Origin of the sequence: Kineococcus xinjiangensis (assembly GCF_002934625.1) — a bacterium.
Classification (GTDB): domain Bacteria; phylum Actinomycetota; class Actinomycetes; order Actinomycetales; family Kineococcaceae; genus Kineococcus_A; species Kineococcus_A xinjiangensis.
On record NZ_PTJD01000006.1, the window covers coordinates 248,442 to 275,085 of the forward strand.

General features: G+C 73.2%; 27 protein-coding genes. 12 read left to right on the forward strand and 15 right to left on the reverse strand.

Features of this window, described 5'->3' with window-relative positions; genetic code table 11:
* Positions 1-59: 59 nt before the first annotated feature.
* Complete coding sequence (locus CLV92_RS10575; protein ID WP_211291031.1) at positions 60-752, forward strand: hypothetical protein; 693 nt, start codon at positions 60-62, stop codon at positions 750-752.
* 39 nt (positions 753-791) lie between these two features.
* Here the strand turns inward: CLV92_RS10575 and CLV92_RS10580 are convergent, their stop codons facing one another.
* Positions 792-1,562, reverse strand: a complete 771-nt coding sequence (locus CLV92_RS10580) for an MmyB family transcriptional regulator (RefSeq protein WP_158257197.1) — start codon at positions 1,560-1,562, stop codon at positions 792-794.
* A 124-nt stretch (positions 1,563-1,686) separates the two neighbouring features.
* On the opposite strand from CLV92_RS10580, the gene CLV92_RS10585 reads away from it, so the two are divergent.
* Together CLV92_RS10585 and CLV92_RS10590 are read left to right on the forward strand one after the other, a co-directional pair.
* Positions 1,687-2,142, forward strand: a complete 456-nt coding sequence (locus CLV92_RS10585; RefSeq protein ID WP_104432765.1) for a hypothetical protein — start codon at positions 1,687-1,689, stop codon at positions 2,140-2,142.
* A gap of 377 nt (positions 2,143-2,519) precedes the next feature.
* A complete protein-coding gene (locus tag CLV92_RS10590) occupies positions 2,520-3,359 on the forward strand; it encodes an aldo/keto reductase (protein WP_104432766.1) in 840 nt (279 codons plus the stop codon).
* Positions 3,360-3,435: 76 nt separating this feature from the next.
* Here CLV92_RS10590 and CLV92_RS10595 read toward each other — a convergent pair whose 3' ends face one another.
* Both CLV92_RS10595 and CLV92_RS21415 read right to left on the reverse strand, forming a co-directional pair.
* Positions 3,436-6,180 carry an alpha-amylase family glycosyl hydrolase gene (locus CLV92_RS10595; protein ID WP_104432767.1) on the reverse strand — a complete coding sequence of 915 codons (2,745 nt, stop codon included), beginning with the start codon at positions 6,178-6,180 and terminating at the stop codon, positions 3,436-3,438.
* A gap of 321 nt (positions 6,181-6,501) precedes the next feature.
* Positions 6,502-6,669, reverse strand: coding sequence for a hypothetical protein (locus CLV92_RS21415; protein ID WP_158257198.1), 168 nt, complete (start codon positions 6,667-6,669; stop codon positions 6,502-6,504).
* A 308-nt stretch (positions 6,670-6,977) separates the two neighbouring features.
* On the opposite strand from CLV92_RS21415, the gene CLV92_RS10600 reads away from it, so the two are divergent.
* Genes CLV92_RS10600 through CLV92_RS10615 form a run of 4 tightly spaced genes read left to right on the forward strand, consistent with a single transcriptional unit; the run spans position 6,978 to position 11,551 of the window.
* A complete protein-coding gene (locus CLV92_RS10600) occupies positions 6,978-8,315 on the forward strand; it encodes an extracellular solute-binding protein (protein WP_104432768.1) in 1,338 nt (445 codons plus the stop codon).
* Between the two features lie 8 nt (positions 8,316-8,323).
* Positions 8,324-9,274 (forward strand): carbohydrate ABC transporter permease, encoded by a 951-nt coding sequence (locus CLV92_RS10605; RefSeq protein WP_245886686.1) that lies wholly within the window; start codon positions 8,324-8,326, stop codon positions 9,272-9,274.
* Positions 9,275-9,285: 11 nt separating this feature from the next.
* Positions 9,286-10,179 (forward strand): carbohydrate ABC transporter permease, encoded by an 894-nt coding sequence (locus CLV92_RS10610; protein ID WP_104432828.1) that lies wholly within the window; start codon positions 9,286-9,288, stop codon positions 10,177-10,179.
* Positions 10,180-10,183: 4 nt separating this feature from the next.
* A complete protein-coding gene (locus tag CLV92_RS10615; protein ID WP_104432769.1) occupies positions 10,184-11,551 on the forward strand; it encodes an ABC transporter ATP-binding protein in 1,368 nt (455 codons plus the stop codon).
* A 126-nt stretch (positions 11,552-11,677) separates the two neighbouring features.
* Here CLV92_RS10615 and CLV92_RS10620 read toward each other — a convergent pair whose 3' ends face one another.
* Together CLV92_RS10620 and CLV92_RS10625 are read right to left on the reverse strand one after the other, a co-directional pair.
* Entirely contained in the window at positions 11,678-12,223 is a 546-nt protein-coding gene (locus CLV92_RS10620; protein ID WP_245886688.1) for a GNAT family N-acetyltransferase, read from the reverse strand.
* A complete protein-coding gene (locus CLV92_RS10625; RefSeq protein WP_104432771.1) occupies positions 12,220-12,597 on the reverse strand; it encodes an ArsR/SmtB family transcription factor in 378 nt (125 codons plus the stop codon). Before CLV92_RS10625 ends, CLV92_RS10620 begins: the two co-directional genes overlap by 4 nt.
* Positions 12,598-12,709: 112 nt before the next feature.
* On the opposite strand from CLV92_RS10625, the gene CLV92_RS10630 reads away from it, so the two are divergent.
* Positions 12,710-13,972: a flavin-containing monooxygenase gene (locus CLV92_RS10630; protein ID WP_104432772.1), complete on the forward strand. Its 1,263-nt coding sequence runs from the start codon at positions 12,710-12,712 to the stop codon at positions 13,970-13,972.
* On the forward strand, positions 13,969-15,369 hold the full coding sequence (locus CLV92_RS10635; RefSeq protein ID WP_104432773.1) for an FAD-dependent oxidoreductase: 1,401 nt from the start codon (positions 13,969-13,971) through the stop codon (positions 15,367-15,369). Before CLV92_RS10630 ends, CLV92_RS10635 begins: the two co-directional genes overlap by 4 nt.
* An 86-nt stretch (positions 15,370-15,455) precedes the next feature.
* Here CLV92_RS10635 and CLV92_RS10640 read toward each other — a convergent pair whose 3' ends face one another.
* From CLV92_RS10640 to CLV92_RS10655, 4 genes are all read right to left on the reverse strand, one after another.
* Positions 15,456-15,821 (reverse strand): arsenate reductase ArsC, encoded by a 366-nt coding sequence (locus CLV92_RS10640; RefSeq protein WP_425433573.1) that lies wholly within the window; start codon positions 15,819-15,821, stop codon positions 15,456-15,458.
* Between the two features lie 82 nt (positions 15,822-15,903).
* The gene (locus CLV92_RS10645; RefSeq protein WP_104432775.1) at positions 15,904-16,689 is read right to left on the reverse strand and encodes an aquaporin; all 786 of its coding nucleotides are present in this window, start codon (positions 16,687-16,689) and stop codon (positions 15,904-15,906) included.
* Positions 16,689-16,964, reverse strand: coding sequence for a metalloregulator ArsR/SmtB family transcription factor (locus CLV92_RS10650; protein ID WP_104432829.1), 276 nt, complete (start codon positions 16,962-16,964; stop codon positions 16,689-16,691). Before CLV92_RS10650 ends, CLV92_RS10645 begins: the two co-directional genes overlap by 1 nt.
* A 136-nt stretch (positions 16,965-17,100) precedes the next feature.
* On the reverse strand, positions 17,101-17,484 hold the full coding sequence (locus tag CLV92_RS10655) for a hypothetical protein (RefSeq protein WP_104432776.1): 384 nt from the start codon (positions 17,482-17,484) through the stop codon (positions 17,101-17,103).
* Positions 17,485-17,894: 410 nt separating this feature from the next.
* Here CLV92_RS10655 and CLV92_RS10660 point away from each other — a divergent pair, with 410 nt between their 5' ends.
* Positions 17,895-18,275, forward strand: coding sequence for an ATP-binding protein (locus CLV92_RS10660; RefSeq protein WP_104432777.1), 381 nt, complete (start codon positions 17,895-17,897; stop codon positions 18,273-18,275).
* A gap of 43 nt (positions 18,276-18,318) precedes the next feature.
* On the opposite strand, the gene CLV92_RS10665 is transcribed toward CLV92_RS10660, so the two are convergent.
* The 3 genes from CLV92_RS10665 to CLV92_RS10675 form a co-directional block, all read right to left on the reverse strand.
* Complete coding sequence (locus tag CLV92_RS10665) at positions 18,319-19,095, reverse strand: hypothetical protein (RefSeq protein ID WP_146099490.1); 777 nt, start codon at positions 19,093-19,095, stop codon at positions 18,319-18,321.
* A 182-nt stretch (positions 19,096-19,277) separates the two neighbouring features.
* Positions 19,278-19,745, reverse strand: coding sequence for an AAA family ATPase (locus CLV92_RS10670; protein WP_211291033.1), 468 nt, complete (start codon positions 19,743-19,745; stop codon positions 19,278-19,280).
* Between the two features lie 149 nt (positions 19,746-19,894).
* The gene (locus CLV92_RS10675) at positions 19,895-21,502 is read right to left on the reverse strand and encodes a peptide chain release factor 3 (protein WP_104432779.1); all 1,608 of its coding nucleotides are present in this window, start codon (positions 21,500-21,502) and stop codon (positions 19,895-19,897) included.
* Positions 21,503-21,724: 222 nt separating this feature from the next.
* On the opposite strand from CLV92_RS10675, the gene CLV92_RS10680 reads away from it, so the two are divergent.
* Both CLV92_RS10680 and CLV92_RS10685 read left to right on the forward strand, forming a co-directional pair.
* Complete coding sequence (locus CLV92_RS10680) at positions 21,725-22,120, forward strand: CopG family transcriptional regulator (protein ID WP_104432780.1); 396 nt, start codon at positions 21,725-21,727, stop codon at positions 22,118-22,120.
* 99 nt (positions 22,121-22,219) lie between these two features.
* Entirely contained in the window at positions 22,220-23,515 is a 1,296-nt protein-coding gene (locus tag CLV92_RS10685; RefSeq protein ID WP_104432781.1) for an extracellular catalytic domain type 1 short-chain-length polyhydroxyalkanoate depolymerase, read from the forward strand.
* A 171-nt stretch (positions 23,516-23,686) separates the two neighbouring features.
* Here CLV92_RS10685 and CLV92_RS10690 read toward each other — a convergent pair whose 3' ends face one another.
* The 3 genes from CLV92_RS10690 to CLV92_RS10700 form a co-directional block, all read right to left on the reverse strand.
* The gene (locus CLV92_RS10690; RefSeq protein ID WP_158257199.1) at positions 23,687-24,088 is read right to left on the reverse strand and encodes a hypothetical protein; all 402 of its coding nucleotides are present in this window, start codon (positions 24,086-24,088) and stop codon (positions 23,687-23,689) included.
* A gap of 347 nt (positions 24,089-24,435) precedes the next feature.
* On the reverse strand, positions 24,436-25,485 hold the full coding sequence (locus CLV92_RS10695; RefSeq protein WP_104432783.1) for a right-handed parallel beta-helix repeat-containing protein: 1,050 nt from the start codon (positions 25,483-25,485) through the stop codon (positions 24,436-24,438).
* Between the two features lie 133 nt (positions 25,486-25,618).
* The coding region (locus tag CLV92_RS10700) for an IS256 family transposase (protein WP_104432831.1) at positions 25,619-26,644 on the reverse strand (1,026 nt) is incomplete at its 5' end.

Consider the following 26,644-nt stretch of genomic DNA (forward strand, 5'->3'; position numbering starts at 1 on the left):
CTCCACCCGCCGGGCGGCCCGCACGGGACAGCCCCGCCGGCGCCTGCGAGCATCGGAACGTGCCCGACGCCCGAGAGCCGCACCGCTACCACCGCCCCGTGCTGCGGGGCCCCGATGCTCTGGCGGAGATGGCCGGCGGGCTCGACCCCGCCGAAAGGGAGGAGGCCGCCCACGCCGTCGCCGCCGCCCTGGTGCGCGGGGCGCGCTCGGCGGACGATGCCGAGGTCACCCGCCGCATCGTCCAGCTGGCCGAGGACGAGGGCCTCGACCTGATCGCCTCCCTGTGGGCGGACGCCCCGCCGGACTCCCTCCCCGGCGCCCTGTGGCGGCTGTACGCCCTGCGCACCTGGGTCCGCTCCGACGCCGACGCGGTGGCGCGGCAGTTCCGCGAGGGGCGCAAGCGCGCTCCCGTGCACGAGGTCGTGGCGGGGGTGGCGGAGCCGCCGGGGCCGGCGGAGGTCGCGGCCCTCGTCGACGCGGTCCTCACGGGGGTCGCCGGTGGCGACCTCGCCGTGACGTTCGAGCGGGCGGCGGCGTTCTGCCGGGTCGTCGCCGTCGGCCGGGCCCACCACGCCGACGAGGTCGGCGCGGGGCGGCGCCCCCACGAGCTCGACGTCCGGCACGGCGGGTCCGACGCGGAGGACGGCCACGACTCCGCCACGGCGATGACGCGCTCGGCGGGGCGGCTGCTGCGCACCGCGGAGCAGCTGGAGGCCGCGGCGCACCGCTGGCGCGAGGACGAGCCGCTCTGAGGTCTCCCGGCGCCGGGACGACGGCCGTCCCGCAGGGGCTCAGCCGGGCTGCACGCCGGTGAAGAAGGCCTCGGCCTCCGCGTCGGCGGGGTAGACGAGCTCCACGCGCAGCTCGTCCAGGGTGACGTCGCGGGCGGAGCTGAAGCGCGCGACCATCCCGACGGTGCGCACGATGCGGCCGTCGATGCGGAAGTGCGGGCAGAGCACCAGCGGCGAGCCGGGATGCGTGCGCGGCGGGATCCCCCGGGTGGCGGTGGTCGCCAGGTCCAGCAGGTCCAGCAGCTCCGGGTCGCCGGGGTGACGGGCGACGTCGTCCTCCAGCCGGCGCAGCCCGAGCAGGGCGACCTCGTCCCAGTTGTCCACCATCGGCCGCCACGCCCCGGTGAAGAGCAGGCGCACGAGGTTGCGCTCCTCCCCTGCGAGCAGGGCGGCTGCGGGGGCGTTGGCGTCGACGAGGTTCCAGCGGCCGTCGACGGCGAAGGCCGGGTAGGGCTCGTGGCGCTGCAGCAGCCGGGAGACGACCGCGCGGAAGGGCTGCAGGTCCGGCGCGCCCAGCGGGTTCTCCTCGTAGGCGGGCGGGAAGCCGGCGCTGGCCAGGAGGTCGTTGCGGGCGCGCAGCGGCAGGGTGAGCGCCTCCGCGAGCCGGTGCACCATCGCGGCGCTGGGGCGGGAGCGTCCCGTCTCCAGGAAGGAGAGGTGGCGGGTGGTGGTGCCGGCCGCCGTGGCGAGTGCGAGCTGGCTGGTGGAGCGCTGCCGCCGCCAGGAGCGCAGGGCGGCGGCGAACGGCGGCGAGGGCTGCACGCTGGTCACCGCGACAGCGTGGCGCACGCGGGGAAGGACTTCCATTCCCTGCCGGGGAATCGACCTCATGCCCCGGGGCCGGCTCCACTGGGCGCCGCAGCAGCCGGTCGAGCCCCGAGGGACGGAGTCCACCATGCGCATCCAGCAGAGCATCGAGAGGCAGGCCCCGGCGGCGGGGCGGCGGGCGGGTGGCCACACCCCCCTGCGCGCGGCCGTCCGGGCCAACGTCGCCTTCTCCGCCACCACGGGAGTCCTCGCGGTGGCCGGCGCTCCGGTGTTCGCGCGCCACCTGGGGGACGTGGGCGAGGGGGCGCTGGCCGGTCTCGGGGCGGCGCTGGTGCTGTTCGCCGCGACGGTGGCGCTGCTGGGCTGGCGCAGCGCCTCGGCGCGGCTCGGGCGGGTGCTGGCCGTGCTGGACGCCGCATGGGTCGCGGGCAGCGCCGTCGTGCTCCTGGTCGCGGGCGCCCGCTTCACGACGGCCGGGGTGCTGGCCGTGGTGGGCACCTCCGCCGCCGTGGGGGTGCTGGCGGTGCTGGAGTGGCGGCGCTCCGGCGGCACCGCGCCGGCACGGGGACCCGCGCCCTCCTGACCTCGCACCGGGGCGCGCGCGCAGGCGGGGACGGGCCACCCGTCCGGCCCCCTCCCGCGGGCGCTCCTGCACGATGCGCGAGGCCGCAGTTACAATGGTGGAGGCGTCGGGCCGCGGTAGCCCCGGGTCCCATTTGATGAAGCCGCTTCGAGCGGCCGTGTGCCGAGAGGCGCTCCCGGTCCGACGCCCCCAGTCCTCTCCGCTCCCCTCCTCCCCGGCCCCGCCGCGCGGGCACCGGGTGACGGCGCTAGCGTCGAGCCGTGACTTCGTGCACGTGCATGCACCTGGCACGGTCACGACGCGGAGGCAGCCGCACGGGCGCCGCCCGGCGAGGCCTCCGCAGCCCGATGCAGCCCACCCGAGGAGCGGACATCCCCATGGCCCCCGCGGTCCCCACGATCACCCTGAACAACGGCCTGCCCGTCCCCCAGCTCGGATTCGGGGTGTGGCAGGTGCCCGACGACGAGGCGGACAAGGCCGTCACGACGGCCCTAGGCGCCGGATACCGCCTCATCGACACCGCCGCCGTGTACGGCAACGAGGAGGGCGTCGGACGCGCCCTCGCCTCCTCCGACGTCCCGCGAGAGGAGGTGTTCCTCACCACGAAGCTGTGGAACACCGAGCAGGGCTACGACTCCACCCTGCGGGCGTTCGACGCGAGCCTGCAGCGGCTCGGGCTCGACTACGTGGACCTGTACCTGATCCACTGGCCGCTGCCGCAGAAGGACGCCTACGTCGAGACGTGGCGGGCCTTCGAACGGCTGTACGCCGAGGGCCGCGCCAAGGCGATCGGCGTGTCGAACTTCCAGCCGCACCACCTCGACCGGCTCGCCGCCGAGACCGAGGTCGTGCCGGCGGTCAACCAGGTGGAACTGCACCCCTACCTGCAGCAGCGCGAACTGCGGGCGGCCTGCGACCGGCGCCAGACCGTCCTGGAGGCGTGGAGCCCGCTGGCCTCCGGCGGTGACGTCCTCCGCGATCCGGTCATCGCCGCGATCGCCGAGGCGCACGGCAGGAGCCCGGCCCAGGTCGTGCTGCGCTGGCACGTCGAGCAGGGCCACCTCGTCATCCCCAAGTCGGTGACGCCGGAGCGGATCGCGGCCAACATCGACGTGTTCGACTTCGAGCTCACGCAGGACGAGCTGGGGCAGATCGGCGGACTGGACCGCGACGGTCGCGTCGGCCCCCACCCCGACGAGTTCAACCTCGGGGCCTGACGGCTCGAAGCGCACGAACGGGCAGGGCCCCGGAGGGAATCCTCCGGGGCCCTGCCCGTCTCACGGGACGCTCGCGTCAGCCGCTGGTGGTCACCAGGTGCGTGGCGTGGTCGTAGGTGAAGGTGATCGGCCCGCCCTTCCAGTCGAGCGCGATGTTCTGGCCGTCGCGGGCGCCGTCGGCGCCGTAGTTCTCCGCCCAGGCCTTGTCGATCGCGACCTTGTAGGAGTAGCTGCCCGCGGGCAGGTCGACGGTCAGCGTCCAGAGCTTCGTGGTCGCGTCGTACGTCATCTGCGCCTGGTCGCAGGCGGGGCTCCAGTCCGCCGGGCAGCCCATCTCGGAGTTGAGGTCACCGGGGACGGAGACCGCCGAGGCGGGGGTCGAGGGGCCGCTGGGGGCCGCCTGCTCCATGCCGACGGTGACGGAGGCACCGGAGGCGGAGAGGTTGCCGGAGTGGTCCTTCACGACGGCGCGGTACTCCAGCAGCGTGCCGACGGGCTGGTCGGAGACGTCGTGGAACACCCGGTAGGGCGCGTTGTCGTCGGTGCCGACGTAGGTCCACTCCTGCGTGCCCACCGGGCGGTAGGCGAAGCTGACCTGGTTGAGGCTCTTGCTGTCCAGGTCCACGCCGATCTCGACGCGCCCACCGGTGGTGGGCTCGACGGCGTCGGTGGTGAAGGTGGGCACCGCGGCGGCGCCGGACTTCTTCAGCTTGCCGGTGGCCTCCCAGACGACCGCGGACAGGGCCGGGACCGTCACGGTGATCCGGCCGTCGGCGTCGGTGCGGACGTCACCGGTGGCCTTGGGCCAGACCCCCTTGAACTTGCGCTCGCGGGTCTGGGCGGTGTCGAAGGTGACCGTGCGGCTCTCCTGCGAGTTGTTCACCGCCACCACGTACTCGACGTCCTTGCGGTCGTCGATGCGGCTGAAGGCGTAGACGCCGGCCTTCTCGTCGGCGTACCGGTGCAGCTGCGCGCCGTCCGCGAGGGTGGGGTGCTTCTCCCGCAGCTCCGCCAGCTCGGAGATCCAGCGGTACATGGGGTGCTTGCGGTCGAAGTTGTAGGACGCCGTGGTGGCGTCGGTGCCGATGAGGTCGTCGTCGTTGTACGTCGAGACCTTCGACGGGAACATGTCCTGCCGTGCGTCCTGGTCGTTGCCGTCGCCGGTGAAGCCCTGCTCGTCGCCGTAGTAGACGACGGGCTGGCCGCGGGTCAGGTACATCAGGGAGTGCACGAGCTGGTCGCGCTTGAGCAGCTCGTCGCCGGTGGCACCGCCGTCGGCGAGGAACTTGCCGATGCGGCCCATGTCGTGGTTGCCGAGGAACGTGGGCAGCGAGTAGGCGTTGCTGTCCGCGTCGGTGTAGAGGTCGTCGTGTGCGAACAGGTCCTGCAGGTCCGTCGTCGGCCGGCCGTTGCCGAAGCCCGTGGCGCGCGCCTGGAAGGCGAAGTCGAGGGTGGCCTGCAGCTCCGCCTCGGTGGTGAACTTCGACAGGTTGCGCGGGTTGGAGTCGTACACCTCGCCGAAGGAGAAGAAGTCCTCGTTGCCCTGCGCCGCGGCGTGCTGCTCGATGGCGGGGGCGAACTCCTGCCAGAACTCGGTGTTGACGTGCTTGACCGTGTCGATGCGGAAGCCGTCGATGCCGAAGTCGACCCAGGCCTTGTAGATGTCGGCCATGCCGTCGACGACCTTGGGCTGCTCGGTGAAGAGGTCGTCCAGGCCGACGAAGTCGCCGTACTGGTCGGACTCGCCGCCGTTGAACTTGGCGTCGCCGCGGTTGTGGTACAGCGTCACGTCGTTCAGCCACGCCGGGACCTTGATGTCCTTCTCGGCGGGGTTCGGGAAGTACGGCGTGTACGGGAAGGAGACCTGGGGGTCCAGCTCCGGGAAGGTCTCCGTGCCCGCGAAGTCGCGGTCGTCGAAGGGGTTGCCCGCGGCGTCGCGGTAGGGCTCGGCGTCCTTCGTGATGTAGGCGCTCGATCCCTCCTCGTAGGCGATGACGTCCGCGGTGTGGTTGGTGATGATGTCGAAGAAGACCTTCATGCCGCGGCCGTGGGCCTCGTCGACGAGCTTCTTCAGCTCCTCGTTGGTGCCGAGGTGCGGGTCGATCTGCGTGAAGTCGGTGACCCAGTACCCGTGGTAGCCGGCGGAGGCGTTGCTGCCGAAGCCCTGGACGGGCTTGTTCTTGAAGGACGGCGTGAGCCAGAGGGCGGTCGTCCCGAGGCCCTTGATGTAGTCGAGCCGGTCGGTGAGGCCCTTGAGGTCGCCACCGTGGTAGAAGCCCTTGGAGGTCGGGTCGAAGCCGCTCTGGAGCCGGTCGCGCTCGTAGCCGCCGTAGTCGTTGGCGGCGGTGCCGTTCTCGAAGCGGTCGGCCATGACGAAGTAGAAGCGCTCGCGGGTGAGGTCCTCGCGCAGTGAGGACTTGGCCAGCTCGCGGTCGGACGCCTGCACGCCCGGCTGGGCGGTGGCGGCCGCAACGGAGACCGTCTTGGCCTCGTGGTCGTAGGTGAACCGCAGCTTGGCGGGGGCCTTGAGGACCAGGGGCGCGTTGTCGGCGCCCCAGCCGTAGCTCTCGTCCCAGGCGCCGTCGAGGCGGACCTTGTACTCGTAGGTGCCGGCGGGCACGTCCGCGACCAGCTCGAAGCGGGAGGCGGCGCCCTCGACGGCGGTCAGGTCGGCGACGGTGCAGGACGTGTCCCAGTCCGTGTCGCAGCCGATCTCGTCCTGGAGGGTGCCCATGAGGCTGACCCGCGACGGGGCGGGGTCGGCGGCCACGGCGGGGCTGGCCGCCGAGGCGAGGGCGAGGGTGACCGCGGCGGCGGCCACGGCGGAGACGGGACGGGTGCCCCGGGGACGCAGGGAAGGGGAACGGTGGGGGCGAAGCGGCCCAGCAGTGCGCACGGATGTCCTCTCCACGGTGAGCGACTGGCGCGAACGGTAACCCGCGGGAGGGACGCTTGGAAAGGGAGCTGCAAGCTTTGCAAGGACTCAGCAAGATCTTGCCCGGGTGGCGCGGGTCACCGCGGGGCCGGGCCGCAGCCCGGTGACCTGGGCGGGGGCCTTCCAGCGGCCGCGCGGGCCGTCGCACGAAGCGCGAGCGGCGGCTGCGCGGCGGCCTCCCCGGATCGGCCCGGGGCGCCGCGCCGCTCAGCCCTCGACGAGGACGAGGATGGCGATGCCGACGACCGAGGCGAGCGCCACGATGCCCGACCACTGCTGTCGCGCCACGTCGCCGGGCTTGGAGGTCAGCAGTCCCCAGAGGGAGATCCCGGCCAGCGCTCCGAGGATCACGAGGCCGGCCGTGGTCATCGTCATGGTCGTGACCCTACCGGCGCGCACCGCCCGCGCTCGGCGGCACGGGGCGCGTCGCGCGAGAGCCTCCGGCGAAGGCACCGGACCGCGCCAGATCAGCCAAATGATCACGCGGTGTGATCTTCCGACTACCCAGTGATGTTCTCGGCCGCCACAACGCAACAGAGGGTGTGTTTGATGTGGCGTTGGGTTGGTCGCAGGAGCACGCTAGGCGCGACCCGGCGGACCGCTCCAACAGGAGGCGCTCCGGCGGGCCGACGGCGAGTACGGACGATGACGACCGGACCGGCCTAGGAGGAACGGTGAAGCCGATGAGCGCACCGGAGACCAGCAGTTCCGCCAGCCCCCCACCCACCACGCGCCGCCGCGTCCTCGGCGGCGCTGCGACCCTCGCGCTCTGCGCCACCGCACTGACCGCCTGCGGCGAGGCGAACACGGGCACGGGCGTCCCGACGCTCACCTGGTACATCAACAACGCCTTCGACGCGCCGATCGGTGAGCGCTGTTCGGAGGAGGCGGAGGCGTACGACATCAGGACCGAGCAGTTGCCCAACAACGCCGCGGGACAGCGGGAGCAGATCCTGCGCCGCCTCGCCGCCAACGACTCCTCGATGGACATCCTCAGCCTCGACCCCCCGTACATGGCCGAGCTGGCCGAGGCGGGCTTCCTGCGCCCGTTCACCGGCGAGGAGCGGGAGGAGTTCTCCGAGGACGTCCTCGAGGGACCGCTGCAGCAGTCGCTGTACGAGGACACGATGTTCGGCGCTCCCTTCTTCGCCAACACCCAGCTCCTCTGGTACAAGAAGTCGGTCGCCGAGGAGGCCGGCCTCGACATGAGCGAGCCGGTCACCTGGGACCAGATCATCGACGCCGCCGAGCAGACGGACAGCACCGTCGCGGTCCAGGGCCAGCGCAACGAGAGCCTGATGGTCTGGGTCAACGCGCTCGTGGAGTCCGCCGGCGGGGCGATCATCGATCCCGACAGCCAGGGCGCCGACGCCGAGGACGTCGAGGCGACGATCGACAGCCCCGCCGGGAAGCGGGCTGCCGAGATCATGACCCGCATCGCGGACTCGACAGCCGCCCCGCCCGCCCTGAGCACCGCGGCCGAGGAGACCTCGCGAGCCGCCTTCCAGGAGGAGCGCGGCGGCTTCATGGTGAACTGGCCCTACGTCTGGAACGCCTTCGCCGCCGGCGAGGAGGACGGGACCCTGCCGGCCGGCTTCCGGGAGGACGTGGGCTGGGCCGTCTACCCGCGGGTGGACGCCGACACCCCCGCCGCGACCCCCATCGGCGGCGTCGGCCTCAGCGTCGGCGCCTTCAGCGAGCACCCCGACCTGGCCGTCGACGCGATCCGCTGCCTGCGCTCCGTCGAGAGCCAGGTCGAGCACATGCTCACCGGCGGCGAGCCGGGCGCCAACGCGGCCGTCTTCGAGGATCCCCGCGTGCGCGAGCAGTTCCCGATGTGGGAGGCCATCCGCACGGGCCTCGTCGACGCCGCACCGCGCCCCATCACCCCCTTCTACGGCGACGTCACCGGCGCGATCCAGCAGGGCTACCACCCCCCGAGCGAGATCTCCCCCGAAACGGCGCCCCAGCGGACGGCCGAGCTGATCGAGGGCGTCCTCTCCAACGAGCAGCTCCTCTAGGAGGCCCAGTGAGCACCACGGTTCCCGCCGCCGCGGGCGAGGTCCGCGACGACCTCTCCGTCACCCACCACGGACGCCCGAAGCTGAGCGACCGGGCCCGCCACGAGCGCCGCCTCGGCTGGATGCTCGCCGGGCCCGCGTTCGTCCTGATGGTGGCCGTCACCGGCTACCCCGTCCTCAACGCCGTCTGGCTGTCCCTCTTCGACTACCGGCTCACGGCTCCGGACGACCGGGAGTTCGTCGGGCTGAGCAACTACGCCCTGATCCTCAGCGACGGCCTGTTCTGGCGGCAGTTCGGCGTCACCGCGGCGATCACCGTGGTGACGGTCGCGGTGGAGTTCGTCCTGGGCTTCGCCCTCGCCATGGTGATGCACCGCGCGCTGTTCCTGCGGCGCACGCTGCGCACGGCGATCCTCATCCCCTACGGCATCATCACGGTCGTCTCCGCCTACGCCTGGCAGTACGCCTTCGCCTCGGCCTCCGGCTTCGTCAACCCGCTGCTCGGCCTCGGCGGCTACAACTGGTTCGGGGACACGGTCCCGTCCCTGGTGGTCATCTGCCTCTCCGAGATCTGGAAGACCACGCCGTTCCTGTCGCTGCTGCTGCTGGCGGGCCTGGCGCAGATTCCCGAGGACTACCTCGAGGCCGCCAAGGTCGACGGCGCCACCGCATGGCAGCGCTTCCGCAGGGTGATCATGCCGAACATGAAGGCGGCCATCATGGTCGCCCTGCTGTTCCGCACGCTCGACGCGTTCCGCATCTTCGACAACGTGTTCATCATGACCCAGGGCGCGCAGGGCACCGAGACCCTGTCCTTCCTGGCCTACCGGCAGACGATCTCGCGCGTGCAGATCGGCCTGGGCTCGGCGGTGAGCGTGATCCTGGCCATCCTGGTCGTGCTCATCGCGGTGATGTTCGTCAAGGGCTTCAAGACCAACCTGTCCCAGCAGAAGGGGTGACCATGACCACCATGGAACGAGAGGCCGGCGCCCCTCCGGCAGCCGAGACCAGCAGCAAGCGCTCCCCGAAGGTGTCCTCCAGCGAGCGCAAGAGCCAGATCCTGTGGCTCGTCGGGGCGATCGTCATCATCGCCTACGCGCTCATCCCGGTGGCGTGGATCCTCTCGCTGTCCCTGAAGGCCGGCGACGACATCAACAACCAGCGCTTCCTGCCGAGCGACGTCAGCCTGGAGAACTACCGCATCGTCCTGTCCTCGGACATCTTCCTCTCGGCGCTGCGCAACTCGGTCGGCATCGCCGCCATCGCCACGACGATCTCCGTGGTGCTCGCCACCCTGGCGGCCTATGCGATCGCCCGGCTGGAGTTCCCCGGCAAGAAGCTGATCCTGGGCGTGGCGCTGGCCATCACGGTGTTCCCGGTCATCTCCATCGCCACGCCGCTGTTCAACATGTGGCGGACCATCGGACTGTACGACACCTGGCTGGGGCTCATCATCCCCTACCTGTCGTTCTCGATCCCGCTCTCGGTCTACGTCCTCTCCGCGTTCTTCCGCGAGATCCCGTGGGAGATGGAGCAGGCGGCGCAGGTGGACGGCGCCACGGCGTGGCAGGCCTTCCGGAAGGTGATCGTGCCGCTGGCGGCACCCGGCGTCTTCACGGCGGCGATCCTCACCTTCTTCGCCATCTGGAACGACTTCGTCTTCGGCATCACCCTGACCTCCACGGAGGCGGCCAGGCCGGTGCCCGCAGCACTCGCGTTCTTCAGCGGCGCGAGCCAGTTCTCCCAGCCGACCGCCCCGATCGCCGCGGCGTCGGTCCTGGTCACCATCCCCGTGATCATCCTCGTCCTGCTCTTCCAGCAGAAGATCGTGGCGGGGCTCACCAACGGCGCAGTGAAGGGCTGATCCCATGGCAGCGATCGAGATCGACCACCTCGTCAAGCAGTACCCGAACGGCTTCAAGGGGGTCAACGACGTCAGCCTGAACATCGCCGACGGAGAGTTCGTGATCCTCGTCGGGCCCTCGGGCTGCGGGAAGTCCACCCTGCTGCGGATGATCGTCGGCCTGGAGGACATCACCTCCGGGGAGCTGCGCATCGACGGCAAGCGGGTCAACGAGAAGGCCCCCCGCGAGCGCAACCTGTCGATGGTCTTCCAGAACTACGCCCTCTACCCGCACCTCTCGGTCCGGGAGAACATCGCCTTCCCGCTGCGGCTGAAGAAGGACGTTCCCGAGGAGGAGATCCGGCGGCGCGTGGACGAGGCCGCCGGGCTGCTGGAGCTGGGTGAGCTGCTGGAGCGCAAGCCCGCACAGCTCTCCGGGGGTCAGCGCCAGCGCGTCGCGATGGGGCGCGCCATCGTCCGTCAGGCCGACGCGTTCCTCTTCGACGAGCCGCTGTCCAACCTGGACGCGAAGCTGCGCGGGCAGATGCGCAGCGAGATCTCCCGGATGCAGCGCCGCCTCGGCACCACGACGGTCTACGTCACCCACGACCAGACCGAGGCGATGACGCTCGGCGACCGGGTAGCGGTGCTGCGCAAGGGGATCCTGCAGCAGGTCGCCTCCCCGCGGGAGCTGTACGAGCAGCCGGCGAACCTGTTCGTGGCCGGGTTCATCGGCTCGCCGCCGATGAACTTCCTGCCCGCCCACGTCGAGGGTGACTGCCTCGACACCCCCTTCGGGCCGATCCCGCTGAGCCGCGAGCGGGCCGACGCGGTGGCCGGGCGGGACCTCCTCCTCGTCGGCATCCGGCCGGAGTACTTCGAGGACTCCTCGCTGGTGGACGACGCCAAGCGTCCGCACGGCAGCACGTTCCAGGCCCGCATCGACTTCACGGAGTGGCTGGGCGACGCGCAGTTCGCGTACCTGCCCTTCGACGCGGAGCCGGAGGTGCGGGACCGGCTGCGGGAGCTGTCCCAGGAGCTCGACAGCGACCAGCTGCGCACGCAGGCCGTCGTGAAGATCGACGCGTCCAGCCGGATCCGCGAGGGTCAGACCGCCGAGATGTGGGTGGACCTCCGCAAGATCCACGTGTTCGACCCGCGCACGGGCGAGAACCTGACCCGCGACGAGGAGGCCGGCGCCGAGCTCACCCGGCAGGTGGCGGCCGACCGCGCGCAGCAGGTGGACCTGGCCGGCGGCGGGCGCTCGAGCGGCACGACGGAGACGGGCGGTGCGGGGCCGACGGGCGGCGCCCACCGCGCCGACGCGCCGCAGTCGGTGGACGTGCGCGACGCGGCGGGGTCGAGGCAGATGTCGGGCGGCAGCACCACCTGAGCGAGGCGGGGCGGGGCCGTGGGCGCGGGGTGCCCACGGCCCCGCGCTCGTGCCGGCCCCCGGAGACCCCGGGGGGGGACGAGCGGCGCCGGTGGACGAGCGGCGCCGGGCGCGGCGGGGAACCGCTCAGCGCCCGGCGGCGGCGCTGCGGCGCTCCAGCAGGACGGTGTCCCGCCACCGCCCGGCCAGGGGCCCGTGGCTCATGAGGGCGATGCGCTCGCGCCGCCCGACGAGGCGGAAGCCCGCTGCGGTGTGCAGCGCGAGGCTGGCGCTGTTCTCGGGGAACACGCTGCCCTGCAACGTCCAGACGCCCGCCGCCTCGGTGGACGCGATGAGCGCGTCCAGCAGCAGTCGCCCCACGCCCCGGCCGCGGGCCGCCGGGGCGACGTAGACGGAGTGCTCCACCACCCCGGCGTAGACGGCGCGGGAGGAGACCGGGGAGACGGCGGCCCAGCCGAGCACCGCGGCCGCAGCGTCGAGGGCCACGAGGCGGTGCTCCTCCAGGTGGGCCGCGTCGAAGACCTCCCAGGCCGGCGGGGAGTCCTGGAAGGTGGCGTGCCCGGTGGCGATGCCGGCGGCGTAGACGTCGCGCACGGCGGGCCAGTGCCGCGGGTCCATTGGCGCGGTCCGCAGCTCCCCCGCGCCGCCGCTGGCGGCGCCCTGCCGGCTCATGCCGGGGCGTTGCCCGGGGTGCGGCTGCTCAGCACCGCCGCCAGCGCGTCGAGAGCCCGGGGGACGAGGGTGAAGTAGGCCCAGGTGCCGCGCTTCTCGCGGGTCAGCAGGCCCGCCTCGGTGAGCACCTTGAGGTGGTGGGAGACCGTCGGCTGGCTGAGGCCCAGGGGGCCGGTGAGGTCGCACACGCACGCGCTCGCGCCCTCGTGCGTGGCGATGAGGGACAGCAACCGCAGGCGGGCGGGGTCGGCGACGGCCTTGAGGGTGCGGGCCAGCGCGGCCGCGGCCTCGGCGCTGAGGGGGGCTCCGGTCAGCGGGGCGCAGCAGGCCGTGGCGGGAGCGGGGGTCGGCTCGAGGGTCCGGGACGTGGCCATGCGCCCAGTATGGCCCCACCCATCGATCGCCGCCTATGTTGACGAGCATCGATATGAGCTGCCAGAGTCGCCCCACAGGACATCGACATGCGTCGATGAAGAGGGGAGAATCATGCTCCAGCCCACGACGACCGGCCAGGCGGTCGGCAGGGCCGTGGCCACCACAGGGGCGGAACCGGTCGACGCGCTCGGCTGCTGCTCGCCGCAGGGGGCGCGCCCCGGCACGGACGTCGACGTCCTCGTGATCGGGGCCGGCCAGGCCGGCCTGGCGGCCGGGTACGCCCTGCGCCGCACCGGAGTGAGCTTCACGCTGGTGGACGCGGCCGCACACGTGGGCGGCTCGTGGGCGGGCTACTACGACAGCCTCACCCTCTTCTCGCCGGCCGGGCGCTCCGCCCTTCCCGGCCTGCCCTTCCCCGGCGATCCGGGCCGCTACCCGCACCGCGACGAGGTGGCCGCCTACCTGCGCCGCTACGCCGAGCACTTCGCCCTGCCGGTGCGCACCGGCACCCGCGTGCAGCGGGTGCGCTGGGACGGCGCCGCGTTCAGCGTCTCCCTGGCCGCCCGCGGCGAGGACGGTGCCCGATCGTCGCTGCGGGCCGGAGCCGTCATCGCCGCGAGCGGCGGCTTCGGCGCCCCGCACCTGCCGGACCTTCCGGGTGCGCGGGAGTTCGGGGGGCAGATGCTGCACGTGGGCCGCTACCGCAGCCCCACGGCCTTCGCCGGGCAGCGGGTCGTGGTGGTCGGCGCGGGCAACTCGGCGGTGCAGGTCGCCACCGAACTGGCGGAGGTCGCCACCGTCACCCTCGCCAGCCGCGCCCCGGTCCGGTGGCGGTCCCAGCGACCCCTCGGTGTCGACGTCCACCACTGGACCCGCTTCAGCGGCGTGGAGGCCCTCCCCCTCGGGCGCCACGCCCAGCAGGTCGTCGGGGTGCTCGACGACGGGCGCTACCGCGCCGCCCTGGCCGCCGGTCGCCCCGGGCGCCGCCCGATGTTCACCACCCTCACACCGACCGGCGTGCGCTGGGCCGACGGCGTCGAGGAGGACGTCGACACGGTGGTCCTGGCCACCGGCTACCGCCCGGACCTCGGCTACCTGCGGGACCTGGTGCTGCCCGACGGCCGCAGCGCCCTCGACGCACGGCAGGACCCGATGCACCGCCGGGGCGTCAGCACCACCGTTCCGGGGCTCGGCTACGTCGGCCTGCCCGGACAGCACGGCCTCGCCTCCGCCACCCTGCGCGGCGCCGGACCCGACGCCCGCCGCGTCGTGCGGCGCCTCACCGACCAGCTGCGTCGCCGGGCTCCCACCCCGGCACCGCCGGGCCCGGCGTCGAGGACCACCACGCGACCAGACCCGAGGAGCCCTCGATGAGCAGTTCCACCGTCCCTGCCGCCACGACCCCGCCCGGCCTGCCCGTCGCGGTTCTCGGCGCCGGGCCCGTCGGGCTCGCCGCCGCCGCCCACCTGCTGGAGCGCGGCCTGGAACCCCTGGTCCTCGAGGCCGGCGAGCAGGTCGGCGCGAGCGTCGCCGCGTGGGGGCACGTCCGGCTGTTCTCCCCGTGGCGCTACGACCTCGACGCCGCCGCCCGACGCCTGCTGGAACCCACCGGCTGGAGCGCACCGGAACTCACCGGACTGCCCACCGGCGCCGAACTCGTCGAGGACTACCTCCGGCCGCTGGCCGCCACACCCGAGCTGGCCCCTCGCATCCGCACCGGCTCCCGGGTGGTGGCCGTCACCCGGCAGGGCACGGACAAGACCCGCAGCCTCGGCCGCGAGCAGCGCCCCTTCCTCGTGCGCACCGTCACCGGCGGCGGGGTCGTCGACCACCTGGCGCGCGCCGTGATCGACGCGACCGGCACCTGGGAGCAGCGCAACCCCCTGGGCGCCGGTGGCCTGCCCGCACTCGGGGAGGACGGCGCCGCGCAGTTCCTGGCGGGCCCGCTGCCCGACGTCCTCGGCCGGGACCGCGAGAGGTTCGCCGGGCGGCACGCCCTGGTCGTCGGCGCGGGCCACTCCGCGACGAACACCCTGCTGGACCTGGTGCGCCTGGCGGAGCGGGCGCCCGGCACCCGCATCACCTGGGCGGTCCGCGGGAACTCGGTCACCCGCGTCTACGGAGGCGGTGCTGCCGACGCCCTGCCCGCCCGGGGCCTGCTCGGTTCCCGGTTGCGAGCGGCGGTGGAGGCCGGGCGCATCGAACTGCGGACGGGCGTCACCGTCACCGCACTGGAACCCGGCGTGCTGGAACCCGGCGAGGTGGAGGGCGGGGTGACCGTCGTCGCCGAGACCCCGGCGGGTCGCCGCGAGCTGCGCGTGGACGTCGTCGTCGCGGCCACCGGCTTCCGGCCCGACCTGGGGATCCTGCGCGAGCTGCGCCTCGACCTGGACCCGGGAGTCGAGGCGCCCCGCGCGCTCGCACCCCTGATCGATCCGGAGTTCCACTCCTGCGGCACGGTTCCCCCGCACGGCGCAGGCGTGCTCGCGCACCCGGAGCAGGACTTCTACGTCGTGGGCATGAAGAGCTACGGCCGTGCCCCGACGTTCCTGCTGGCCACGGGCCACGAGCAGGTGCGCTCGATCGCGGCTGCCCTCGCCGGCGACGCGGAGGCGGCGGCCGACGTGCGCCTCGACCTGCCCGCGACCGGCGCCTGCTCCAGCACCCCGTCCACGGCGGAGGCCGACGGCGTGGACGCCGACGGCGTGGAGGTCGACGATCCCGTGCCGGCGGGGGCGGTCCCCGCGGCGGCCGGCGGTGGCTGCTGCTGAGTGCGGCTCCCCCGCCCTCCGCGCGCTGCCGCGGACGCGTCGAGCCCGGACCCGCGGAGGGTCCGGGCTCGACCGGGACGCGCTGCTCAGGCGGTCGTGGCGGCCCGCTCGGGCAGCAGCTCGGCGAGGAGCCGCTCGACGTGCCCGCGGATCTCGTCGCGGATCGGGCGCACCGCCTCCACGCCCTTGCCGGCGGGGTCCTCCAGCTGCCAGTCCAGGTACCGCTTGCCGGGGAAGATCGGGCAGGCGTCACCGCAGCCCATGGTGATGACGACGTCGGAGTCCTGCACCGCCTCGGTGGTCAGGATCTTCGGGGTCTGCGCGGAGATGTCGATTCCGACCTCCGCCATCGCCTGCACCGCGGAGGGGTTGACGCTGTCCTTCGGCGCGGAGCCGGCGGAGCGGACCTCCACGGCGTCCCCGCCGAGGTGGCGCAGCCAGCCGGCGGCCATCTGGGAGCGGCCGGCGTTGTGGACGCAGACGAACAGGACGCTGGGCTTGGCGGGCGCAGAGCTCACGGACATGGAGAACCTCTCAGGAGTGACGAGCTGGACGGTCGAGGGCGGCGTGCACGGGGGCCTCGGTGGGCACCACGGCCTCACCGGCGCTCTCGCCAGCGTCGGGGTAGAGGGCCAGGACCAGCCCGGCCCCGAGGCCGGCGCCGATCACCTGGGCGAGGACGTAGCCGGGCGCCGACGCCGGGGCGATGCCCGCGAAGGTGTCGGAGAAGATCCGCCCGATGGTGACGGCGGGGTTGGCGAAGGACGTGGAGCTGGTGAACCAGTAGGCGGCGCCGATGTAGGAGGCCACCGCCGCAGCGGACAGCGCCGCCCGCCCGGAACGCGCCAGGGCGAAGATCAGCGCGATGAGGCCTGCGGTGGCGACGACCTCGCCGATCAGGTGCCCGGTGGTGATGCGCTCGGTCGTGGCGACCTGCCACACCGGCAGGTCGAACATGGCGTTGGCCAGCCACGCCCCCGCGATGCCGCCGCCGATCTGCGCGACGGCGTAGGCGGCGACGTCCGCGCCGGGCAGGCCGGTGCCGGCGCGGCGGCCGAGCAGCCAGTCGACGGCGGAGACGACGGGGTTGAAGTGGGCGCCGGAGACGGGTCCGAAGAGCAGGATCAGCACCCCGAGCCCGAAGACGGTGGTGAGGGAGTTCTCCAGCAGTTGCAGGCCCACGTCGTCCGGGGAGAGCGTCTGGGCGGCGATGCCGGAGCCGACGACGACGGCGACCAGCAGCGCGGTGCCCACGGCCTCGGCCAGCAGCCGGCGCCGCAGCGGAGGGCGCGCGGGCGCGCCGGCGGCCTGCGGGGCCATCAGCAGGCTCGCCGGTCGACGTCGCCGCGACTGGCCGCCGCCATGCCGGCGACCACCTCGGCGAGGCCGTCGAGGGCTCCGGGGCGCAGCCGGTAGTAGGTGAAGCGCCCGCACGGCTCGGTGTCCACCAGGCCGGCCTCGCGCAGCACCTTCAGGTGGTGGGAGACGAGCGTCTGCTTCGCCCCGAGGAGGTCCTGCAGGTGGGTGGTGCACAGCTGCTCGCCCGCCAGGAGGGTGAGGATGCGCCAGCGGACGGGATCGGCGACCACCTGCAGCAGCTCAGCCGTCCCCTCCTCGGCGGAGGTGCCGGCCGGTGGTTTCACATCAATGCGCGCTGGTGTCACGCGCGCAGTGTGGCATCAACCCGGACTGGTCCGTCAATCGGGCGGGACGCGGCCCCGCAGCGGGCGGTCAGCGGCAGACGGCGGACTGCACCGCGTCGACGAGCTGCTGCGTCTGCTCCGGGGAGAGATCCGCGGCGGCGCCGCCGAAGAACCCCTTCGCCTCCTGCACGATCGCCGTGGTGTCCTGCCCGGCGGCCACCCGGGCGCAGACCTCCGCCGCACCCCGCGCCAGCGCCTGGGGATCGGCGGCCACCTCGGGGGCGACGCCCTCGACGTCCTTCGCGAGCTGCTCGAGGCGTTCACCCGAGGGCATCTCCACCGCGGGCAGGGAGGGCGCGTCCGGCAGGGCACTGGTGGCCTCCGAGGCGGACCGGGCGGCGTCCTCGGCGGCGCTGCACCCCGCGAGGAGACCGGCGAGGAGGAGGGCGGCGGGCCAGCGCGAAGCAGTCATCGCCCCATCATCGACCCCACCGCACGAGTCCTCACCTCCAACGCCGGCCGGTCGGCCGGGTCGCTGACCGACGCGTAGGGCTTCCCCTCCCGCGGCGCCGGCCAGCGACGGGGCGACGCTACCGAAACCGCGCCCCCGCGTCGAACTGGTGTTCGAAGAACGCGGGTTCCACTGCTTGCCCGGGTGGCGGAGCGGCCGTATCGTCATCCCCGCCGCGGCCCCGAGGGAGGCCCGGCCACCACCGCACATCGAGGTCGCGGACGCTCTCCCGCCGACTCGCCCCGGGGTGCGCACTCCCCCACCGGTTCGTCCTCGTCGCCCTGCCGGAGGGCACAGCACGCCCCTGCCCACCTCACCGGCGAGGTGGGCGCTGGAACACCCCCCGCCCAGCACGACGAGGAGGTTCGATCGTGAGCGTGGACACCCGCGCCGCGGACCGGGTCCGCATCGACCCGGCCCCCGGCGCCCACGGCCTGGCGCAGGCACGGCGGTTCCTCGGCCGCTACGCCCAGCAGTCCGGTTTCGCCCAGGAGCGCGCCGACGACCTCGTGCAGGCCGCGGCGGAACTGATGGCCGTGGGCGGGGGACCCCACCGGGTCACCGCCGTCGCCGTCCGGCAGCACCGGGGCCACCTGACCGTCCTCGTCGACCTCGACGGGCTGGATCGCGTCGACGTCGCCGACGAGGCGGCCGAGCTGCTGAACGGGCTGAGCCGGGAGTGGGGCTGGCGCAGGCTGCCGGGCCGCACGCAGGTGTGGTGCGACGTGTCGGCCCAGGAGGCGCAGGCCTGAGAGCAGCCGGAGGGGCAGCGACCACCACGCCGGTGGGGGCGCGTCAGCGGCTCGGCCCGTCGTAGCCGATGTGGAGGAAGCCGTCGTCGGCGCCGATCAGCCGACCACCCACGGCGGCCATCGCCTCGGCTTCCTCCGCGAGGCCCTCGTAGGCGGTCGCGGCCTGCAGCAGGTCGGCTGCCCCGTCGGCGGCATGCTGGAACGAGAGCACCTCCCGAGTCCGCACCAGCGCACCGTCGACGACGGCGTGCACCCGCAGCGCGCTCCCGTCGGCGACCAGGTCGAAGCCCGGGCCGACGCGGGCCGCGCCGACGGCCCACCGCCCGGCGGTGACGTCCTGGGACGCCGCCTGCCGGGCGATCTCCGCGAGGACGTCGACGGGGACCTCGGGCCCACCCACCTGCTCGAGCGATCGCCCCGTCCACAGCAGGACCGCGGTGCGGGGCGCCGCGGCGCTGTCGAGGGGCTCCTCCCCTGCGACGGCGGGCTCCTGGACCACCCTCAGGCGCCATCCGGGAACCGCCGGGCCCGCTCCGGGCGGAACCCCGTGAAGGCCGGGCGGAACCCCGTGAGGGCCGGGCGCCCGTCGGGCCCGCTGGCGGCGGGACGCACGGGCGGCGACCAGGTGACCGTTGAGCATCGGTTCCACGAGCCACCAGCCCGCGCCGTGCGCGGAGCGCAGCTCGGCGGCCAGCTCCCGCAGCAGCGCCGCGGCCCCGGGCAGGGCGGTCGCGCAGTCCATCTGCCACCGGTGCCGGACGTGGTGCTCGGAGCCCTTCCACGGCGACGGCGGCCGGGGCACGGTGTCGTGCTCAGTCATCACGCACATGCTGCAACCTCCTGGCGCGAGGGGCCGACAGCCCGGCGGGTGAGCGACAGCGACCGCTGTCGGGCCGGCACCGGGTGGGGCTCCTGCGCACAGTCAGGGCGGGCGGGGTTCCCCAGGGAGGGGTCCAGCGCCAGCGTGCCCATGCTGACACAGACGGCGGCCGCACGAGGCGCTCAGCGGAGGAGGTGGAGCCGGTGCACGACGACGTCCAGCGGAAGGGTGGTGTCGATCTCCAGGGTGGCCGTGCGGCGCAGCAGGGGCTCGACCTCGGCGATGTGCCGGAGGACGAGTGCCCGCTCGGCGGGGTCCTTGCCGTAGTCGTTGGTGGTGCGCTCGGCGATCCGCTCCAGCAGGACGGAGGCGGGAGCGCTGAGCAGGACGACGTGCTCGAACAGGGGGTAGAAGCGCCCCTGGTTGCTCTTGCAGCCGGCGACGAACAACGAGCCGCCGCGGTGCCCGGTCAGCAGCCCGGTGATGGCCTCCTCGCGCCACACCCAGTCCGCGCGGCCGTGCTCGTCGGTGGTCCACCGGCTCCACGCGTCGCTGTCGGTGTCGACGACGCGGTGCCCCAGGGCAGCCAGCCGCGTCAGCACCGTGGACTTCCCCGTCCCCGACATCCCGGTGATCAGCACCCGCAGCACGCCGCGACCCTACGGCCGGCCGGCCTGCGCCGAGGAGTGACCGTCCACGGCGAGCCGAGGTCCGGCACCGACGGGTCCGCCCCGGGGTCGGCCGGGCTCAGCCGCTCCCGGAGAGCGGGGCGTCGCGGTCACGATCCGCGGGGCAGGAGCTAGTCGGCGCCCATGACGGGTAGCAGTTCGACGTCCGGGTGGGCCCGCTGGAAGGTCCCCAGCCGCCACTCGTCGAGGAAGAGCGCCAGCGCCTGCCCGTCGCTGCGGACGACGAGTTCGCTGCCTCGTCCGGAGTCGATCAGCGTGGCGTGGCGGGTGTCGACGCGGCGGGCGACGGAGTAGGGCAGGGGGTCGATCTGCAGCGGGGCGTGGAACTCGTGCGCCATGCGGTGGACGGCCACCTCGTACTGCAGGGGCCCCACCGCCGCCAGCACGGGCTCGCCGTGGCCTCGTCGGTCGGAGTGCAGCACCTGCACCACCCCCTCGGCGTCCAGCGCGGCCAGGCCCTGGCGGAACTGCTTGGCCTTGCCGAGGTCGAGGGCCCGGGCCGCGCCGAAGTGCTCCGGGGCGAAGGCGGGGATGGGCGGGAAGGCGACGACCGGCGCCTGGGCGAGGGTGTCCCCGACCTGGATGTGGGTGGCGTTGACCAGGCCGATGACGTCACCGGGCCAGGCCTCGTCCACGGTCTGGCGGTCCGAGCCGAAGACGGTCTGGACGTGCTTGAGCACCAGCGGGCGCTGGGTCCGGGCGTTGACGACGGTCATGCCGCGCTGGAAGCAGCCGGAGTGGATGCGGGCGAAGGCGAGGCGGTCGCGGTGGGCGGGGTTCATCCCCGCCTGGATCTTGAAGATCTGCGCGCTGAAGGGATCGTCCACCTCGCGGGACCCGCCGCCGGTGACGCGCTGCGCGGTAGGGGCCGGCGCCAGCTCGGCCAGGGCGTCCAGCACCTGGGCGACGCCGAAGTTGACGACAGCCGCGGTGAACAGCACCGGGGTGCTCTCGTGGCCCAGGAACGCCTCCCGGTCGTGCTCGCCACCGGAGACGGCGAGCAGCTCGGCCTCCTCCTGCGCCTGCGCCCACGCCGCACCCTCCTCCCGTGCGGCGGTGGCGGCGTCCATCCGCTCGCTCAGCGCCAGGCTGGCGCCGCCGGGGGTGCGGGTGAAGCGCACGTAGTCCCCGCGGCGGGTGTCGAGCAGGCCCCGGAAGTCCCCGGCGATCCCGACCGGCCAGTTCAGCGGCGTCGGGCGCAGGCCGGTCGCGGCGGCGATGTCGTCGAGGACGGCGAGGGCCTCCAGGCCCGGGCGGTCCCACTTGTTGACGACGGTGATGACGGGGATGCGCCGATGACGGCACACCTCGAAGAGCTTGCGCGTCTGCCGTTCCATGCCACGCGCCGCGTCGACCAGCATGATCGCGCTGTCCACGGCGGCGAGGACCCGGTAGGTGTCCTCGGAGAAGTCGGCGTGACCAGGGGTGTCCAGCACGTTGAGGACGTGGCCCTCGTGGTGCAGCTGCAGCACCGCGGAGCTGATGGAGATCCCGCGGGCCTTCTCCATCTCCTGCCAGTCCGAGACCACTCCGGCGCGCCCGGCCTTGCCGTGGACGTGGCCGGCCTGCCGGATGGCGTGCGCGTGCAGCGCCAGGGCCTCGGTGAGCGTGGACTTGCCCGCGTCCGGGTGGCTGATGATCGCCAGCGTGCGGCGTCGCGCCGCCTCGCTCGCCACACCCACCTGGACGTCGTGGGGGGCGTCCGGTCCTCGGCTCATGCCGCGATCTCCTCAGGCCGAGTGGCTAGCACGACAACTCTAGTCTCGGCCGGGAGCAGGCTCGTCACGGGCGACGGCGCCCCCCTCCCCCGACAGGACGCGCCACCACTGACCGGCCCGCTCGGCACGCTCGCCGCACCGAGCCCCACGGACAAGACACGGACTCCCCTTGCCATCCCACAGGATGGTCGTAGGATGGTGGACACAGGGAAGGGGTGCTCGATGGCCGAGGTCGAGAAGAGCGAGAAGATCACCATCAACCTCGGGTTGGTCGACCTCGGCCAGATCGACCTCCTGGTCGACGAGGGCTTCTACGCCAACCGCACGGACTTCATCCGGACAGCCATCCGCCGCCAACTCGACAGCCGAGCCTCGGCGGTGAACGACACCGTGGAACGCAGAGCGCTCACGCTCGGCACCCGGCACCTCAGCCGCGGCGAACTCGAGGCGCTGCGGGACGCCGGGCGGCAGATCGAGCTGCGGGTCCTCGGGCTGGCCACCATCGCCGACGACGTCAGCCCGGAACTGGCCCTTGCCACGATCGCGTCGGTGGAGGTCCTCGGCGCCTTCCGGGCGCCACGAGCGGTGAAGACCGCACTGGCCCCCCGCATCACCTGACACCGCGCGCGGCACCCCGCGACGGCGCACGAACCACTGCAGTACGGCACGGCCGCCCGGCCGGCGCCGAGGTTCCACCTGCCCCCGAAGGGGGATCCCATGGACGACAACCACACCACGGGCATGCCCGAAGCACTGCGCCTCATCCGCGCGGGGCGCCTCGACGAGGCCACCGCGATCCTGCAGCGCACCCTCGGCTCGGGGCTCCCCGCCCCGGCGACCGGCGCGACGCGCGGTGGAACGGCAGGTTCCGCTCCGCGGTCCACCGGCCTGCTCCGAGGTGGTCGACGCGGACCCGGCACCGGACAGGCCCCACCCCAGGTGGGCGGCCTGCTCGACAGGCTCCGCGGCGCGCCGGGTCCGGGCACCGCCCCGGCCGGCTCGACCGGCGGCGGCCCGTCCGGCCCGTCCGGCCCACTGGGCAACCTCCCCGGCTTGAGCAACCTCCCCGGCTTGAGCAACCTTCCGGGCATGGGCAACCTTCCGGGCATGGGCAACCTCCCCGGCACGGGCGCTGGAGGTTCTGCGGCGGCCGCAGTGGCGGCCGCGGCCCCCGGCGGCGAGATCCGTCACCTCAGCCACACCGAGGCGGCCGGCACCCGCAGCTACGACCTCTACATCCCCACCGGCTACACCGGTGCACCCGTGCCGCTGGTCGTGATGCTGCACGGCGGCAAGCAGAACGCCCTCGACTGCGCCGCGGGTACCCGCATGAACGACCTCGCCGAGCAGCAGACCTTCCTCGTCGCCTACCCGGAGCAACCCACCTCGGCCAACGCCGGCGGCTACTGGAACTGGTTCAACCCGGCCGACCAGCAGGCCGGAGCCGGTGAGCCCTCGATCATCGCCGGCATCACCCGGCAGGTGATGGCCGAGCACCACGTCGACCCGGACCGCGTCTTCGTCGCCGGCCTGTCGGCGGGCGGGGCGATGGCTGCGGTGATGGCCGCGACCCATCCGCAGCTGTACGCCGGGGTCGGGGTGCACTCCGGGCTCGCCTACGGCGCCGCGCGTGACGTCGGATCGGCGTTCGCGGCGATGCGCAGCGGCGGTTCCCCCCTCCCGGGTGGACGGGTGCCGTTGATCGTGTTCCACGGCGACGCCGACGGCCTCGTGACGCCGGTGAACGCCGAGAGGCTCATCACCGCCCGCCTCGCGACGGCCACCAGCCCCGTCTCCACCACCAGTGAGCGCGACGAGCGATCCGAGCGCGCAGCCACCCGCACCACCTACGCCACCGCCGACGGTGCCGTCGTCGCCGAGTCGTGGATCGTGCACGGCGGTGGGCACGCCTGGTACGGAGGGAGCCCGGTGGGGTCGTGCACCGACCCCATGGGTCCCGACGCATCCGCGGAGATGGTCCGGTTCTTCCTGGCCCACGGTCGCCGCTCCTGACGTGCAGACGGCAGGGGCGGGACGACGGACCACCCGGCGGTCGGTCGTCCCGCCTGCGGCACAACGGGTCCGGTGAGCGCACCCCGCCGGCGGATCGCCCGGCAGGAACCCGGGCATGGGGCTCGGGTTCCTGCCGGCGAATGGCAGGAACCCGGGTGGTCGAACTCCCGGTCAAGTGCCGATGAACGGGCCCGGCGGGAACCCGAAGGCCGCCATGCGCTCGGAGGTGAACACCACCACGACCTCGTCCCCGATCACCGCCGCCCCATCGTCGCCCGGGCACAGCGGATGGCCCGCGACGAGCCAGACGGGCCCCGCGTCGACGTCGAGACGGATGGCCACCGGGACGTCACGCTCGATGCGGGGATGCACCACCCGACCGTCCGAGGTGGTGACGGGTCCGAACGCGACGTGCCACCAGAAGCAGTTCACCGCCCGGACCGCCGAACCGACGCGAGGCTCCCAGTGCGGGTGCGGGTCGACCCGCCACCGGTCGATCCCCTCGCCGCCCCTCGCGCACCTGTCGGCCATGGGGGTCGGGAACGTCTCGTTGCCGTAGAGGTAGAACCTCATGGTCGACGCCACGGCCACCGGCCCGCCATCGGTGACGAGGCTCAGGCCCACGAGTCCCCGGATCCCGTCACGTCAGCCACCAGCTCATCCTGCACCGGAGCGACCGCCTCGGCGCCGGAGACGGAGGCTGGTCGCCCGCGGTGGATGCACCCCAGGAGTCGACGGAGGAACCGTGCCCCTGCCCGAGGCCGCCGCCCGGGACGCCCGCGCAAGCGCGGTCGGCAGGGCCTCGGGCCCCTCAACTGCTCCCCCGACAGCGACGTGGACACGGCACCCCGCCGAGACCTCGTGCCGGGTGGGGCGCGTCGCCGTGACGCGCCCCACCCGGCGACCGGCTCGGTGCCGGACTACTTGCTGCAGATGACGCCGACGCACTCCGGCGCGGCCTTGCTGCCCTTGGCCCTGTTGCCGCCGCCGTCGATGGCGCCGGGGGCGAAGATGCCGTGCCCGGCGCTGTTCCGAACCCGGTTGCCGCGCAAGGTGACCTCGCGCACGTCGCCCTCGATGGTGGGGGCGGGAACGTGGATGCCGTCGTAGGTGGGCGCCCAGTCCCCGTGCGGCCCGAACCCGCTGTGGGTGATCTTGTTGTTCTCGATCAGCACGTCGTACACGCTCTGCGAGCTGGAGTCCACGGTGATCCCGGACGCGGGGTTGTTGCGGATCCGGTTGTTGCGGATCGTGATGCCCTCGATCCTGGTGCCGTCGAGAGACACGCCCGTCATCACGTTGTCCGCGATCGTGATGTTGAAGGTGTCATCGTTCACGCTGACGCCGCCGGGGGCGAAACGGTTGCCCGTCACCTCGACGTCGCTGCTCTCGTAGAGCTGGACCCCGCCCCCGGGGAAGCGGTTGTTGCGGATGCGCATGTTCCCGCCACTGCCACCGACGTAGCGGAGGGTGTTGCCCTCGATCAGAGCGCTGCCGTGGTAGTAGAAGCCGATCTCGGCGATGCGGGACTTGCGGACGGTGAGGTCCTGGCCGACCTCGCTGCGGAGGGTGTCCTCCGTCGTCAGGCGCTCCACCGTGAGGCCCTCGGTGTAGCTGGCGTACACCGCGTACGCGTAGCCCTCGATGGTGCCGTTGCGGATCGTGACGTCGTGGGTGCGAGGCAGCTCCGGGCTGTCGAAACCGACCTCGATGCCGCGATTGTCGAAGACCTCCTCTCCCCCGACGCGGCGCAGGGTGTGCCCGTTCAGGTCGATCGTCGTGCCCGAGGCCCTGACGATGAGCCCTCTGCCGGTGCAGTTCAGGTCCTTGGTCAGCACGACCTTGCCGCTCACCTCCGAACCGCAGGTGACCGCCGTGGCGGTGGGTCCGGCGGCGGTGGCGGCCGGAGCGGTGAGCAGGGCCAGCGGCACCGCGGCCGCAGCAGCCACGAGCCTGATGGATGTCCTCATGAGTTCCCCCCCATGTGAATGCCTGGATCGGCGGATGCATCCTGGCAGAGAGTCACGACACAGGTGCAGGACTTCGGGCGGGTCAAGTCCAGGGGCGTGGTGTACGGCGGTTTCTCGCGTGATCTTGTGATGGTCAGGCGGTGATGGCCTGCAAGGTGGTGTCGGTGTTCACCTCCGTCACGGTGTCGGCGGCGGCGCTCTCGCTGGTGTGGAGGGTGAGACGGCAGCGGTGCAGGAGGTCGAGGCCGAGGTAGCGGCGTCCTTCGGTCCACTCATCGTGCTGCTCGGCCAGCACCGCGCCGACGAGGCGGATGAGTGCGTGGCGGTCGGGGAAGATCCCCACCACGTCGGTGCGGCGGCGGATCTCGCGGTTGAGCCGCTCCTGCGGGTTGTTCGACCAGATCTGGCGCCAGACTTCCTTGGGGAACGCCGTGAACGCGAGGAGATCGGCTCTCGCGGCATCCAGGTGCTCCGCGACCACCGGCAGCTTCTCCGCCACGGCGTCCAGGACGCGGTCGAACTGAGCGTGCACGGATGCGGCGTCGGGTTGGTCGTAGACGGAGTGCAGCAGCGGCTTGACCCAGGCCCAGGCCGACTTCGGCGTCGCGGCCATGAGGTTCGCGGCGTAGTGCGTCCGGCAGCGCTGCCAGGACGCGCCGGGCAGGGTGGCGCCGATGGCTGCGAGCAGGCCGCGGTGGGCGTCGGAGGTGACCAGGCGAACGCCGGTCAAGCCGCGGGCTGTCAGGTCACGGAAGAAGGACAGCCAGCCGGCGCCGTCCTCGGCGGAGGAGACTTGCAGGCCGAGGATCTCGCGGTGGCCATCGGCGTTGACCCCGACAGCGAGCAGGGCGTGGACGTTGATGACGCGCCCGTCCTCGCGCACCTTCATCGTCAACGCGTCGGCGGCCACGAACGTGTACGGCCCGGCATCCAGCGGTCGAGTACGAAACGCCTTCACCTGCTGATCGAGGTCTTTGGCCATCTCGCTGACCTGCGACTTCGAAAGCCTGGTGATCCCCAGGGACTCCACCAGCTTCTCCATCCGGCGGGTGGAGACCCCCAGCAGGTAGCAGGTGGCGACCACGCTGGTCAGTGCCCGCTCGGACCGCTTGCGCCGCTCCAGCAACCAGTCGGGGAAGTAGCTCCCCGACCGCAGCTT

Coding starts and splice junctions, on each gene's coding strand:
- CLV92_RS10585 (WP_104432765.1), top strand. CDS start 1,687: ATGCGCATCCAGCAGAGCATCGAGAGGCAGGCCCCGGCGGCGGGGCGG.
- CLV92_RS10590 (WP_104432766.1), top strand. CDS start 2,520: ATGGCCCCCGCGGTCCCCACGATCACCCTGAACAACGGCCTGCCCGTC.
- CLV92_RS21415 (WP_158257198.1), bottom strand. CDS start 6,669: ATGACGATGACCACGGCCGGCCTCGTGATCCTCGGAGCGCTGGCCGGG.
- CLV92_RS10600 (WP_104432768.1), top strand. CDS start 6,978: ATGAGCGCACCGGAGACCAGCAGTTCCGCCAGCCCCCCACCCACCACG.
- CLV92_RS10610 (WP_104432828.1), top strand. CDS start 9,286: ATGGAACGAGAGGCCGGCGCCCCTCCGGCAGCCGAGACCAGCAGCAAG.
- CLV92_RS10615 (WP_104432769.1), top strand. CDS start 10,184: ATGGCAGCGATCGAGATCGACCACCTCGTCAAGCAGTACCCGAACGGC.
- CLV92_RS10620 (WP_245886688.1), bottom strand. CDS start 12,223: ATGAGCCGGCAGGGCGCCGCCAGCGGCGGCGCGGGGGAGCTGCGGACC.
- CLV92_RS10625 (WP_104432771.1), bottom strand. CDS start 12,597: ATGGCCACGTCCCGGACCCTCGAGCCGACCCCCGCTCCCGCCACGGCC.
- CLV92_RS10630 (WP_104432772.1), top strand. CDS start 12,710: ATGCTCCAGCCCACGACGACCGGCCAGGCGGTCGGCAGGGCCGTGGCC.
- CLV92_RS10635 (WP_104432773.1), top strand. CDS start 13,969: ATGAGCAGTTCCACCGTCCCTGCCGCCACGACCCCGCCCGGCCTGCCC.
- CLV92_RS10640 (WP_425433573.1), bottom strand. CDS start 15,821: ATGGCCGCCGGCTGGCTGCGCCACCTCGGCGGGGACGCCGTGGAGGTC.
- CLV92_RS10645 (WP_104432775.1), bottom strand. CDS start 16,689: ATGGCCCCGCAGGCCGCCGGCGCGCCCGCGCGCCCTCCGCTGCGGCGC.
- CLV92_RS10655 (WP_104432776.1), bottom strand. CDS start 17,484: ATGACTGCTTCGCGCTGGCCCGCCGCCCTCCTCCTCGCCGGTCTCCTC.
- CLV92_RS10665 (WP_146099490.1), bottom strand. CDS start 19,095: ATGACTGAGCACGACACCGTGCCCCGGCCGCCGTCGCCGTGGAAGGGC.
- CLV92_RS10675 (WP_104432779.1), bottom strand. CDS start 21,502: ATGAGCCGAGGACCGGACGCCCCCCACGACGTCCAGGTGGGTGTGGCG.
- CLV92_RS10680 (WP_104432780.1), top strand. CDS start 21,725: ATGGCCGAGGTCGAGAAGAGCGAGAAGATCACCATCAACCTCGGGTTG.
- CLV92_RS10685 (WP_104432781.1), top strand. CDS start 22,220: ATGGACGACAACCACACCACGGGCATGCCCGAAGCACTGCGCCTCATC.
- CLV92_RS10690 (WP_158257199.1), bottom strand. CDS start 24,088: ATGAGGTTCTACCTCTACGGCAACGAGACGTTCCCGACCCCCATGGCC.
- CLV92_RS10695 (WP_104432783.1), bottom strand. CDS start 25,485: ATGAGGACATCCATCAGGCTCGTGGCTGCTGCGGCCGCGGTGCCGCTG.